Source organism: Bradyrhizobium sp. ORS 285, from assembly GCF_900176205.1.
Classification (GTDB): domain Bacteria; phylum Pseudomonadota; class Alphaproteobacteria; order Rhizobiales; family Xanthobacteraceae; genus Bradyrhizobium.
Map to the genome: position 1 here is coordinate 6,501,936 of NZ_LT859959.1, position 14,921 is coordinate 6,516,856.

Annotated in this window: 2 protein-coding genes; both read right to left on the reverse strand. The window is 60.3% G+C overall.

Annotated elements, in window-relative coordinates:
* Positions 1 to 2: 2 nt before the first annotated feature.
* Positions 3 to 1,775, reverse strand: coding sequence for an endonuclease/exonuclease/phosphatase family protein (locus BRAD285_RS29110; RefSeq protein ID WP_157681699.1), 1,773 nt, complete (start codon positions 1,773 to 1,775; stop codon positions 3 to 5).
* Positions 1,776 to 2,282: 507 nt separating this feature from the next.
* Positions 2,283 to 14,540, reverse strand: coding sequence for a calcium-binding protein (locus BRAD285_RS29115; protein ID WP_139020563.1), 12,258 nt, complete (start codon positions 14,538 to 14,540; stop codon positions 2,283 to 2,285).
* Between the last annotated feature and the right edge of the window lie 381 nt (positions 14,541 to 14,921).

Genomic DNA, 14,921 nt, shown 5'->3' on the forward strand with positions numbered 1-14,921 from the left:
GGCTACATGGTGAAGGAGATGACGACGGGCAGATGGTCGCTGGCGAACAGATTGACGAACTCGGCGACGCGCCGCGCGGCGGTGTTCTGCGCGTTGAAGTCAGGCTGGGTGCTGAAGCGGCCGGCGTTCATCTCGAACAGCGTCACCGTCGAATCGACCATGCTCGGCAGCGCCAGCGCCGCGTTGTGCACGTAGACGGCGGTCTGCACGTTGACCATGTTCGGAGTGTTGAGGCATTGCGCGATCGGATTGCCGATCATCGGCGCGCCGCCCAGCGAGCAGGCGCTCATCATGTCGATCGCTCCAGTATTGGCGGCATCAATGCCCATGCCGACGACGCCGGTGCCGAGCCCCCGGTAGAAGATGTTGTCGATCGCTTGGGTACGGAAATCGTTGATCGCATTGCCGTAGCGCGCCGGACCGCCGGGGCCGACGGTCAGCGCGCAAATGGTCTGATTGAGCGGATTGTCGCCCATGGTGCCGCCATGCGGTGCGGGATTGGCGATCGCCATCGTCGCATTCGCACCGCCGCCATAACCGCTCGGCGTGGCAAAGGCGTCAGTAAAGGCATCGTAGGCGTAGAATACGTTATCGATCACGACATTGAAGTCGCCGCCGATCAGCGCGTTGTTACAGTTGATCCAGTTGCCGCCGCCTGCCCAGTCGTAGGCCTGATACATCGGCTGCGAAAAAGCGGCACGCTGCATGCCGCCGGAAGAGGCGGGACTGGCCGACGGGGCGTGATAGCAGATGATCGGCAGCAGCTGGTCGGCCGCGGTGGCGTGGCCGGGACGATTCACCTTGACCGTGATGTAGGCGGGCCGCCGCGTTCCCGTGCGTTGGGCGCTGCCCGCTGCCGCTCCGGTGAACTCGATCCAGTTCCAGACATTGCCGCCGAGCGGATTGAAGTTCACCGTGGTGTCGGAGATATCGCCGTTGAAGCGGTCGGGACGGTTGGGATTGACCAGGGGATCGGCGCTGTCACGGCCGAACATCGCAAGGCCGAGCGCATTGACCGGCAGGACGACCGTTCCGGAGGCGGGCAACGTCAGCGCATCGGTGAGCGTATAACCTCCCGGCACCACCACCGGGTTGATGCCCCAGGTCACTGCGTTGAGCGTGATGCCGCCCGCGCCGACCTGCGTGCCGGCCGGCAACACCACACCAGCCGCGGTCGGCGTGTTCGCGCCGACAATGCCCTGGCCCGGGATGTTGGTGCCCGCCGGCACCACAAACGGAGTGCCGCCGCCCGGCACAGCCAACGTTCCGCCGAGTGCGACTCCAGGAAAGGGTATAGGAGGTCCACCGAAGGCGATCGCCCCCTGCATCCGGCAGTCCTGGGACTGGGAGTTCGGCGAAGGCCCGGCGGCCGCCGGCGGACGAATCGGCGGAGCCGCCTGCATCACGAACTTGGCGATGTTCTGATTCCAGAAAACCGCGTAGCCTTCGTGGTGAGCAACGTCCCAGTCCGTATCAACCGCGGTATTGAAAGGATCGGCCGGCAGCGGCGGAACGCCGGTGCGCAGCAGCGCGCCCTTGATCCAGTCGTAGTACCAGTTGTTCAGCGGCGCCGGCAGCGTATTCAGCGTCTCTTGCAGGGTCTGCAGATAGAGATTGCCGATCGCGTTCTGCTTCAGCTCCATAATAAAGAGAACGTCGGGCTGATAGGCGGCGACCGCCGATGCGATGAAATTGATGCGCGCCTGCCGCGCGCGATATCCGTTCTGGTCACCGAAGTTCTGGATGTTCCAGTACATGCAGCGGATATACGGCACGCGTTTATCCTTTGCCGCGGCGAGACCGCGGCCGAATGAATTGATTGCAAAAAGGGAAAGCACTAAGTGGACAACTATTAGTCCAGGTTGCATAAAAGAACAATGACAATTTGAAAGAGTTTTCGAATATTTAATCTAAGGTTGTAGAAGCGCGGCAGGAGACCGCTGTTACAGCCGCGTGGAAAATTTACGACGGGAGGAAACGAAGGGCGATGCGCCCTTTGATTGAGAAGACTGCAAGCAATTATTCCCCCGCCCGCGCACACTGGCCGCGTCTTGGTCAGCCATCCGGCGCTGCTTCTACGAATGAGTGGGGGCGAGGTTCGCGCTACTTCAGGCAACCGTCATTCGATGCGAACGATTGCCCGCTCGCCGTCTTGTGCTCGGAGTCGGCGGTGTCCGGCCTGCTTCGAGAGAGGCTGAGCCCGCGGGCCAGTGTGTAGACATCCGGCCCGCGTGCGTTGCGTCATCAACGTTATGCCTCGTAGGCGATCATCGGACCCGCATCTACGATGCGACAGCGAGTGCGTTCTGCAGGGTGACATCATTGAGCGACGCCAGCGCGGCCGAGGCCACGTCGAACCCTTGACCATCCGCCCCGTAGCTAGCCATCGCCTGCACAAGCTGCGACAGCTGCCTATCGGCATCGAACGTCGTCGTCGTTGCCACCGCCTGCTCCAGCGCCGTGAACGCATCATTGGAGACCACCGCGGGGCCGACTCCGATCATGCTCGCATCCGATGCGGTCGCCAGGGTGATTGCGGACACCGCGGGCGGATCGACATCGATGACGGTCGTGGTCGAATCGACCGCGGCGGAATCGACGGGCACAGAGGACAAATTGGTGACCTTGAAGATCACACCGGCATTGTTCGCACCGCCGGTTTGCGCCTCTCCCAACAGATTGCCGGCGGCATCCATCGTCAGCTGGCCCGGGAACAGTCCGTTGACGCCGTTGAAGTTCGTCATCGAGATCACCGTGCTGTTGTAGCCGGCGCCAGTCTTGACAACCTTGAACACATTCCCGCGGCCGAACGTACTGCTGGTCGCGGCTGTGCCGTAAAGATTTCCCGCACCGTCGATCACCAGCGGTCCAGCATAGGACGAGAAATTGCTGGTGAAAGAAGCTATCAAAGTGGGCGCACTGTAGCCGCTGCTCGTCTTCTGCAGCTCGTAGACGCCGCCGCTGTTGTAGGCTCCCCCTGTGGTCTGAACGCCGAAGAGATTGCCGTCTGGATCCAGCGTCAGCCCGCCCGCGCAATAGATTCCGCTGCCGAGCACGATCATGCTGCCATAGCCACTGGCGGTCTTGGGGATCTCGAAGACCGTGGTCGCCGTCGCCCCCAGCAGGTTGCCATCCGAATCCAGGATCAACTGGCCGAACGGCATCTGCCCGTTTTCGTTGTTGAACGATGCCAAGACGATCGGCGTGCTGCTGTAGGTGGTGCCGGTCTTGACGATCTCATACACGGTTCCGCGACCGCCAACCCCGCCTAATTGTGTCGTACCGAGCAGATTGCCTGCAGCATCCATGATTGGACTAGAAGGAGAGGAGCCGGTTGTGGCTGGCGTGAACGTAGCCACTGTGGTCACGCTGGGGTTCCAACCGCTGCCGTTCTTGACGAGCTCGTACACTGTACCGCCGCTGTTGGCCTTAGCCGCGGTCGCGCCAAACAAATTGCCAGCGGCATCCATGAACAAGTTGCCGGCCGTTCCGACACTCGCCAAATAAGATGGCGTGCTGCTCCAGCCGGAGCCACTCTTGGCCAGCTCAAAGATCTGACCGCTCGTTACCGTCGTCCCGAAAAGATTGCCAGCCGCATCGAGGGTCAGACCACCGATCGGAGTGCCATTGTTGCTATTGAACGCATACAGCACTCCCGGACTGCTGTAGCTCGGCGCGACGTAGCCCGAACTGCTGTCCGACAACGTGAACGTCGTCGTTGGGCTGCTATTCGGCACGCCGGCTGTCGGCGTAAACGTCAGCGCCCTCAACTGAGCGGTGATCGACGCCGCGCTGCCCGATAGGGTGTACACGCCGTTGGCGCCGCTCAGGCCCGTGCCGGACAGGGTGCCGCCGCCTCCGTTCAAGGTAATCGTCAGAGTATCCGTCGCGCCGACGTTGAGATCGTCGATCGTCACCGTGCTGAACGGATGAACGGCAGCCTCCGATGTTGTGGTCTGACCGGCAACCGTGCCGCGGATCGTGGGCAAAACGCCGGCATAGCTGTCGACCACGGCAGCGCTGCGTCCAGTGTTGCCATAATTGTCCACGACGGTCGCAACCAGCGCGTTCCCACCCAGCTTCGGCAGCGCGACGCCGAGGGAGAAGCTGCCATTGGCCTGAACCGTCGCCGTCCCCAATGTCACGCCGTTGTCCGTCAGGGTGACGGTCCGGCCCGCGACGACGGCAGCGCCGGCCGCGGTGACCGTTCCGGAGATAGTCTGGGTCGCGCCATAGCCGCTATGCGACACACCGGTGATCGCAACCGTCGGCGGTGTGCTGTAGAGGAAGTCAACAACAGCCGAGCTGGCGCCGGTATTGCCAAGACTGTCTGTCACGCTCGCAACAATGGCATTGCTGCCCTGGTTCGGTAGCGTGACCGTCGCCGAGAAGCTGCCGTCCGCCTGCACGGTGGCCGTGCCCAACGTGACACCATTGTCCGTCAGCGTGACTGTCTGCCCCACGACCTTGCCGATGCCGCCGGCTGTGACCGTGCCGGTGATGGTCTGAACCGCCACGTTGCTGGTCTCGGCTGCGCTCGAGATCGTTACCGTCGGCGCCGCGTTGTTGCGTAGGTCGATCACCGTGCCGCTGGGGCCGAACTGAAGCAGCTCGACCACGGTGCCTGAGCCAAGGAACTGGTCCTTGACGGTGAGCGTCTCGCCACTCGACAGGATGCGGATCAGCAGATCGGTCCCGTTTCGCGTGATGTCGACATCGCTCGGGCTCAGTCCAACCAGTCGAACGACGTCGGTACCGCTGTTGGTCGCCGCCTCCTGGATCACGTCGTTGCCGGAGCCGGCCCGATAGAGGTAGGTGTCCGCACCCGCGCCACCATTAAGCGTATCGCTGCCGCCGCGACCATCGATCGTCTCGGCATTCGCCGTTCCGGTGAAGGTATCCGCCGCGTCCGTGCCGATAAAGGCCGGCTGGCTCGCCACGATGCCGCTGATGGTCGGCGCGGACCAGCTCACGCCGTCGCTGAAGCTTACAGTCGCCAGCGAACCGCTGCCGAACTGCCCCTTCACGAGGATCGTCTTGCCGGTCGACGCGTTCTCGATCACGAGATCAGCGCCATTGCCCGGCCGGCTAAGGATCACCGATGTCGATGCAATGTCCTGCATCACGAGGACGTTGTCGCTGGTGTTGTCCTCGATGACGTCATTGCCGTCAGCGGAGCTATAGACGTAAGTGTCAGCTCCATTGCCGCCGTTCAGATAGTCGTTGCCGGGCCCGCCATTGAGCGTGTCGTTGCCGTCCCGCCCATAGAGGCTGTCGTTCCCCGTCCCGCCGAACAGCGAATTGGCGTCGAAATCGCCGTAGAACGTGTCGTCGCCGCCATTCGCCAGCATTGAGCGGGTAACGAGCGTCGACCGATTCCAGATCGTGCCGTCGGCAAAATGAACACTGTCGACGCCGCTCCAGGCTGCCCACCCGTTCAGCTGGCTCTTCAACAGGATGGAGTCCGTCGATCCCGCAATCGACAGTAAGAGATCACTGCCGTTGTTCGCCTCCGACACGATGATGTCGTTGACCGAGATGTCGGCGCCGAGATTGAGGACATCGGAATCGCCGCTGCCGCCGTTGTCGAGGATGGTGTCCTGCCCGTCACCGCGATTGAACACATAAGTATCGTTGCCTGCGCCGCCTTCCAAGTAGTCGTTGCCGGTACCGCCAGCCAGCACGTCGTTGCCGTCACGTCCATAGAGATTGTCGTCGCCAGCACCGCCGAACAAGGAGTTAGCGTTGAAATCGCCGTAGAAGCTGTCATTGCCGGAATTGGCGGAGATGGACAGCTGCCAGATCTTCGCTCGGTCCCACACCGTGCCGTCGGTGAAATGGACCTCGTCGGCACCGCTCCAGGCCGCCCAGCCGTTCAGCTGGTTCCTCAGATAGACCGCATCGGTGGTCCCGGAGATCGACAATAGAATGTCGCTGCCGTTGTTGGCCTGGCTCACGACCACATTGCCGGCACTGATCCCGGCCCCGAAGTTCAGGATGTCGAGCTCGCCAGATCCGCCATTGTCGAGGATGGTATCCTGGCCATCGCCGAGGTTGAACTGATAGGTATCGTTGCCGTTGCCACCCTCAAGATAGTCGTTGCCGGTGCCGCCCGCGAGGATGTCGTTGCCGTCGCGGCCGTAAAGATTGTCGTTGCCGGCGCCGCCGAACAGCGAGTTGGCGTTGAAATCGCCGTAGAAGATGTCGTTGCCGGAATTCGCAGCCATCGAGAGCTGTAGCAGCGTCGCCCGATTCCACACCGTTCCATCGGCAAAATGAACCTCGTCGGCACCGCTCCAAGCCGCCCAGCCGTTCAGCTGACTTCTCAGGAAGACCGCGTCGGTGGTCCCCGAAATCGACAGCAGAATGTCGCTGCCGTTGTTGGCCTGGCTCACGACCACGTTGCCGACATTGATCCCGGCCCCGAAGTTCAGGACGTCGAGCTCGCCAGATCCGCCATTGTCGAGAATGGTGTCCTGACCATCGCCAAGATTGAACAAATACACATCGTTACCGTTACCGCCTTCGAGATAGTCGTTGCCGGTGCCGCCGGCGAGGACGTCATTGCCGTCGCGGCCGTATAGACTGTCGTTACCTGCGCCGCCCGACAGGATGTTGGCGTTGAGATCACCGTAGAACGTGTCGTTGCCGGCATTGGCCAGCGTCGACTGCACCACCATCGCCTGGCGGTTCCACACGGTGCCGTCGGCAAAATGAACCTCGTCCACGCCGCTCCAGGTGCCCCAACCGTTCAACTGGTTGCGGAGCAGGATGCTGTCGCTGGTGCCGGCAATCGACAGCAGCAGATCGCTGCCGTTGTTGACCTGCGCCACGACGATGTCGGCCGGTCGAATGCCAGAGCCGAAATTCAGCAGGTCCACATCGCTGGTCCAGCCGTTGTCCAGGATCGTGTCCTGCCCGTCTCCAAGATTGAACTGATAGGTGTCGTTGCCGTTGCCGCCCTCGAGGTAGTCGTTGCCTGCCCCGCCGACCAGGATGTCGTTGCCATCCCGCCCATAGAGACTGTCGTTGCCGTCCAGGCCGAGGAGCATGTTCGGATTGTTGTCGCCATTGAGCGTATCGGCCCCTGAGGTACCCGGGATCACGATCGGAACGGCGTTCGCAATGCCTGCGCGGTCGAGCGACGTCCCGTCGGCAAATTGTAGCTTCTCGATGCCGGAGCCGGCTCCGAGGAAGTGATCGTCCACGGTGATGACGGCCCCAGTCGCATTCACCGTGATCAGCAGGTCGTTCTGATCCGCGACGGATCGCGACAGCGTCACCTGGTTGCGATTGAGATCGGTCAACAGCAACACGTCCGTGTCGGACGCACTGCCCACGTCACGAATGACGTCGCTGCCATCGCCGGAGGCGTAGCGGTAGGTATCGCTGCCGCCGGCTCCGAGCAGCAGGTCGTCACCACCGTTGCCTTGAATCACATCGGCACCGTCAGTGCCGGCAATCGTCTCAGCGCCGGTCGTTCCCGTGAACCAGGCCGCGGTCTGGATCTGGGCCCGGTTCCAGGTGGTGCCATCCGCAAAAGCGATCTGCTCGATGCCGCGGTCCGTCGAGACGAAATGCGAGCTAACGGTCGTGGTCTCGCCCGTCGCGTTGATCCGAATCAGGAGATCAGCGTTGACGCGAGACAGCGTGACGTCCCCCGAATTCAGTCCGACAAGCTGGACCACGTCAGTCGCCCAGCCATCCTCGCTCTCGAGGATCGTATCATTGCCGCCTCCGGCATAGATCCGATAGGTGTCGCCTCCGCCGCGACCGATCAGCACGTCGTCACCGGCCAGGCCATCGATCACATCGGCCGAGCGTGTTCCGACGAACGTATCGTTGCCGGCCGAGATGGCGTTGGTGCCATTGCCGCCATAGGCCCGGTTCAGGATCTCCGTCGTCTGCCACACCGTGCCGTCGGCGAATTCGAACGTCGAGATCTCGGAATTCGAATTGAACCAGTTCAGAATCGTCAAGGTATCGTCGGAGCCGGCCAAGCGAACGACGATGTTGGTGCCATCCGTCTCCAGGCGGAGGTCGGCGGGCGCGACGTCCGGCTTGAACAACACGCGATCTGCGCCGTCGCCGCTGTCGCTGATCGTGTCCGCACCATAACCCCGCCCGAACACATAAGTATCGCTGCCGCCGCCGCCCTGCAGCAGGTCGTTGCCGGCTCCGCCGTCCAGAACATCGGCACCGTTGAAGCCGGTGATCGTATCCGCGCCCGCGGTCTCGTTCTGAGCGATCCATCGTAGCCGCAGATCGTTCTGCGTCCAGACCGTGCCGTCATCGAGCTGCACTCGCTCGATGCCCTGGCTGAACCAGTCCTCGAGCGTCTGCTTGATCAGAATTGAGCCTCCATCCCCGGAGCCCACCGCGCTCTCGGCGATCAGCAAGGTCAGATCATTGCCGTTGCGCGCGAGCCTGACATCGGCGGCCGCGATGCCCTGGAGCTTCACGGTGTCGTAGCTGGAGGCGTTGCCCACCGTGCCCTCGATGATGGTGTCGTTACCATCACCGCGGCTGTAGACATAGGTGTCGTCACCGCTCCCGCCCGACATCACATCGTCGCCGCGACCGCCGGTAATGACGTCGTTGGTGTTGAAGCCGTCGATGACGTCGTTGCCAGTGGTCGAGTATTGCGCCAGCACCTTCAGCCGCAGGTCGTTCTGCGTCCAGACCGTGCCGTTGTCGAACACGACCTGCTCGATACCCTGGCTGAACCAGTTATCCAGCGTCTGCTTGATCAGGATCGAGCCGCCGTCACCGGCGCCCGCCGCGCTCTCGGCGATGACCAGCGTCAGATCGTTGCCATTGCGGACGAAGCTGATCGCGGCGGGATCGATGCCTTGCAGCCGCAACGTATCGAAGGTCGAGAAGTTGCCGGCCGGCCCGTCGATGATGGTGTCATTGCCGTCGCCGCGGGCATAGATGTAGGTATCGTCGCCGGCGCCACCGTTCAGCGTATCGTTGCCGCGCCCGCCGATCAGGATGTCGTTGGTGTTGAAGCCATTGATCACGTCGTCACCCGGCGTGAACGCCTGCGACAGCGCCGTCGTGCGCAGATAAGTCTGGTCCCAAGTCGTCCCATCGTCGAACACGATGGTCTCGACGCCCTGGCTGAACCAGTCGCCGAGCTCGTCTTTGAGGAGAATCGAGCCGCCGTCATTGGCGCCCGGCACGCTCTCATTGATCACCAGCCTCAGGTCGTTGCCGTTGCGGCTGAACGAGACGCTGGCCGGGCTGATGCCCTTGAGCCGGAGCGTATCGATGGTGCTGTAATTGCCGGCTGTCACCTCGGTGATGACATCGTTGCCGTCGCCACGATTGTAGACATAGGTGTCATCGCCGGCCCCACCGGCCAGCATGTCGTCGCCCTTGCCGCCGGTGATCACGTCGTTGGTGTTGTAGCCGACGATGATGTCGTTGCCATCGGTCGAGGCCTGAGCCAGCAGCTTCAGGCGCAGGTCGTTCTGCGTCCACACCGTGCCATCGTCGAACTTGACCTGCTCGATTCCTTGCGCGAACCAGTCGTCGAGCTCGGCCCTGAGCAGCACCGAGCCGGCATCGCCCGCACCGGGGGCGCTTTCGGCGAATACCAGCCGGACGTCGTTGCCGTCGCGGACCAGGGCCACGTCGGACGGATTGATGCTCTTGAGCACCAGCGTGTCGAAGGCGGAGGTCTGCGCATCCGGCCCGTCGATGATGGTGTCATTGCCGTCCCCGCGGACATAGACATAGGTATCATTCTCGCGGCCGCCGTCGATGACGTCGTCGCCCTTGCCGCCTTGCAGCGTATCGGCATAGGAGAAGCCGTAGATGACGTCGTTGCCAGCCGTGCCAGCGCTTGCATCCATGCTCTGGATCACCTCCTCCCAGCTGACATAGGAGCCATCAGCAAAGGTGAAGTACTCAATGCGGTCGATGGTGGTGTTGAGCAGACCGTAATCGACCCGGAACTGACCCTTGACCGTCACGGCATCGTCGGTGCCGTTGATCGAGATGGTGACATCGTTGGAATTGCCGTCGCGGTGGAACGACAGATCATCGAGAGTGATGCCCTGACCGAAGCGCAGGAAGTCCGGCCTCTCACCCCAGATCCAGGCCTGATTGTCCTCGATCGTGTCATGGCCGTCCCCACGGCCAAAGATGTAGGTGTCGCCACCGTCACCGCCGGACATATAGTCGGTGCCAAGGCCGCCATTGAGCACGTCAGCATCAGGCGTCCCCAGAAGACTGTCGTCAGTCACATAGGACGGCATTCCGACCGCTTTGGCGAGGTCGAGCTTGCTCCACGTCGTGCCGTCGGCGAACTTGATTACCTCGATAGACTTATCGAAATCCTGGTAGGCGGTGACGAGGCCCGGCCGGCGGCCGGCGAACTCGTCGACCACCCGGATCTGGTTGTCGGTTCCGTTCTGGGTGATGAGGAGATCGAGCCCGTCGCGCTCGAACGTGAGATCGGAGACATTGAGGTGCGCGAACCAGATCGCATCCTCCTGGCTATCGCCGAGCCCCTGCCAGACGTCCTGAATGACGTCGTGGCCGAAATTGTAACCGACCACGTAGGCATCGCGGCCGCCTTGCCCCCGCACGACTTGGTCAGAGCTGTTGAGGTAGAAGATATCGCTGGTATCGTCGCCACCGGTCAGGTTGCCGTTGCCGATCACCAGCTCTGAGGCCGGAATGTCGAACAGCTTGTCGGCAACCGCTTGCAATGACAGATTGACCGGATCGTTCTCATAGGCATTGACAATGTTGGCGAACAGATAGGCGTCGGTGATTTGCCTTCCCTGGTCGTCACGCTGGAAGTCCGGCAGCATCATGCCGATGATGCCCTTCCACTGCTCCAGATAGCTGCCTGCCGCGGTCGGGTCACTCGGTGTATGCTGGAAAATCTGCTCCAGCATCGGTGCGAACTGCTGGTCAGTGGTCGGCTTGAAGGTGTCGGTCGCGACATCGTAGGTGATGCCAGCAAAAAACGGCTTCAGCTCGCCTTGCATGGCTACGCGGATAGCAAGCCTGTTCAGCACATTCCAGCCAGCCGTGACCGCGTCGGCGGCGCGCGAGATGGCGTCCGCGCTCGGATTCGTCGGGATACCGAGGCCGATCTGCTCGCCGGTAAAGCGCTCGAGGAAGGCGATATCGGCGGCCGTCAGCGTCTGCCAGCTACCCCGCTCGGGCGTGCTGCCCACCACCTGCTGTAGCGTCGGCCGCTCGATGACTACCCCATTGGCATCGCGCACAGACTGGCCACTCGCATAGGCGTAGTAGAGACCATGGTCGTCCGACTTGCTGATGATGAAGTCGTAGAGCACCGCGCCTTTTTCGTTGGTCGTGCCGACGAACTGGAACTCTGCCGTTGGCTCGGTTCCCGGCGTGCCCGTAGGCACGGGAACAGCGGCCTGCCACGCGTAGAGAATCGGACGGACCGCCTCACGCAGCGCGGACAGGGAGAGCGTCGCCATCGACGGCAACACGGTGTCGACAACATTGGTCAGGCTCGGCTTCAGCGTCATCGCGACCCGAAGGTCGGTCAGCGTGCCGAACCCTTTCAAATTCGGCCGGCTCGAAGCCGCCTCGCTGACGCTCGAGTCCCCCAGCCACGTCGTATTATAGTTGTCGGTCTCGAGCTGGACATCCGCGGCGAGCCCGGTCGAGCCATCGGCCCGCGTAAAGGTTCCCGTCGCGGAGATCGTATCGGCGCCATCCGTGTAGGTCGAAGGCGTCGATCCGGTCCCGATCGCGACGATGTTGAGGTCGGCCAGCGACTTCAGCTCGCCGGCATTGGTGATGCCGTCTTCGTTAGCGTCCACCCACACTTTGATCGACGCGAACGTATCTGCCGCATCGATGACGCCATCGCCGTTGAAATCGGCCAGCCCATCGTCGAGCGCGCTGACCACCCCGTCATGATTGCCGTCGAGCTGAGCCAGCTGCGCAAAGCCGGATTCGTTCTCGTTGCCGAACAGCTCACCGACATCATCGACCACGCCATTGCCATTCAGATCCCGGACGAGGAAACCATCGTCTCCGCCGATCCATCCCACCGGCTCGGCAAACCCGTCCTTGTCGATATCGAAGCGAGCGCGCGACGCCTCCTGAATCGTGAAGCTGATCCCGTTGCCATCGAGATCGAGCACCAGCGGATCTTTCCGCCCGTTCGGTTTCCTGCCATACAGCGCCTGGCCAGCCTTATCGAGCGCCGTGAGCTCTGCCGCAGCCGTCTCAAACCCGCTCGTCCACATGTTGCTGCGGACGGTCTTGAATGTGATCTCGACGACGTAGAGGCCAGCTATCTGCGTGCCGCTGGTAACGCTAAAATTAAAGTGTGGAATGAAGGTCTTGTTGCCATCAGAATCGATAATGATCAGATCACCGGTCTTACTGCGACCGTACTTATTGCCGTAGATATCATACGCAAACTGATCCTCTGATCCGCCCCAACGTACAGCGCCCGAAAGAATATTCTTGTAAAACATCAGGCGATCGCTCTCGTCTGCGTCTTCGACGAGTAGCTCACCGTTATGAGAAATCTCTACTTTATCCTCACCTTTGCCTGTTTTTACGATTGTACCCGGCCCGCTCGACGAAAGAGTATCGTTTCCGGCTCCCATATCGACGGACACTCCCTCGCCTGAGACCGAGACGTCATCCTTTCCGTCGCTGGTGTAAAGCGACTTTATCGAACCAGTCGTCACCACGTCTTTGAATGTGTCTACACCAAACCAAGCCTTTGGCAGCTTCACGACATCAAAATTGTCGAGCACGATGTCGATGCCGTTTCCGATCAAATGTCCCTTAACGAACTCCAACCGCGCCCCGTACCCAGACGCATCGAAGACGTCCTGGCTACCATCAGGAGCCGTTCCAGCATTTATTTCCTTAATGCTTTTTAAGTCCGTGCCCGACGTTACGACAAGTTCGTCAGCTTGATCGGACAGCATCAGCTTCTCGACAGAATGAAGAACATCAACCTCCTTGCCGCGCTGAACAGTCAAAAAGACGCCTGTTCCAGTGGCCGAAAAGCCATCAGGTGCTGATCCGCCGCTCGAGATTACCAGCTTCTGCTTTTCAGTGGCATCGGCGTACGAGGCCGTGTCAACGCCACGATCCCCATCGAGGTAGTCGTCGTCGGCTCCGCCTAAGAGAACATCGTCTCCCCATGAGCCGTAGAGCACATCCTTTCCTGCCTCTCCGAATAAACGATTGTTGCTGGTGTCGTTCTCTCCGGGGACGTCAGATCCAGCATAAACTACGTCGTCTCCAGCGCCACCGTGAACGACATCTGCTCCCACGCCTCCCCAAATTGTGTCGGAATCATCACCTCCGTCTATTTCATCATCGCCAGCGCCTCCCTTGATAAAGTCCTTACCACCTTCCCCGAAAAGGAAGTCAGCGCCGCCCCCGCCATAGATGCGATCGGCACCATCTCCCCCGTAAATATGATCAATCGATCCTTCCGCATCGACGCCAGCAACATCCCCCCAAAGAACGTCGTCGCCTCCACCAGATCGAATAACATCCTCACCTGGACCACCAACCGCGTAGACCTGCTTGAAATTTCGGAGATCTAACGATCCACTACCGCCAGTTCCGAACGCCGCGACCACTGCTGCGCTCTGATCGATGCGCGTCATGTCCCCGTCAACGATGATGGCGCTTTTCGGCAGACTAATGCGACTACTTACTTGATCATCTACCGCTCCCCCCGGGATCTTAAGCGCAATTTTTGCACCCGACTGCAAGATGAAGAATTTATCAAAGTAGGGGAGTAAGATCTCAGCGTTAGTCGACTTTCCTCCTTTCGCATCTTCAGCCCAAGGCCAGTCCCTAACATCCGCCTCAGCAACGCCAAGTTTGCCTGCAATTTTTGATAGAATCTTCGGATCAAGAAGATCGTAAGTTCTGACCAACCCCTCGTTCGGCTGGCTGCTGTCGTCTTTGTCGTTGATTCGGACGTTTATGAAAGACCCAATCGCTGGCTTGACAAGCGCTCGATCGAGCCCCGTCATCACCAATGACTGAATGGCATCCAGCTCACTTACTCCTCCGAGCCCTCCCCTATAAATCACGCCAGTCGAAGCTGTTCCCGAACCATCGAATAGCTCAATTCGAGTCTTAACAGTCCCGAGGTATTCCTCTGCAGAGGCCATTGCCGGCTGAATGAAATTGGACCAAACAATGGTAGAAACTCCAGTCCCTACGACTGTCCCAATTATATAGGCCACACGAGCCTCGGGATTGGCCGCAATGATGAGATCCGTGACAATCGACGCGATCTTGGCCTTTGTCAGACTCTCAAAGACATAACGCTCGCCATCGATAAAGGCGTAGTCACCATCGCGCGTGATGACCTTATTAACTTCCAGGGCAGCGCCAACTGGTCCAAAGTTCTTAAAAAAGAATCTTAGAGTTCCGGATTGAACTCTTTTTGCGAGAAAATCACCCACAAACGCATCAATCTGGTCAGCGACATATGGATCCAGATCCACCGGAGTAACCGGCTTCGCTATGTAGTATTCGGGCGCTGACATAGTCACTGGCTCCAATTTTAGTTATTCGTCTATACGGTGGGCTGGAAGGATGAGATCCAATGAATTGCCACTTAGAGATCGTCAAATCTCGACAGAGACTTTCTCAACTCGACAACACCGCACACAAACTCCTGCTCTCCATAGTTTGGCTCTTGAGGCACTCGAATCGACGTCAGACGAGCAGCTCTCATATCCATCTTGTACTTGAAGTCTGATTGTCCTTTCTTTCTGATATGAAAGAAAATCGAGTCTCCGACGGTCGCATCAATCTTTCCTCTCAGCAACTCGCCTGACAGTGTCTCCTCCACCACGCCCCCCGTTTTGAGATCGAATGACACATAGAATGGCCGTGTATAAATGCACTTGAACGACAAACGTTGG

Coding starts and splice junctions, on each gene's coding strand:
- BRAD285_RS29115 (WP_139020563.1), bottom strand. CDS start 14,540: ATGTCAGCGCCCGAATACTACATAGCGAAGCCGGTTACTCCGGTGGAT.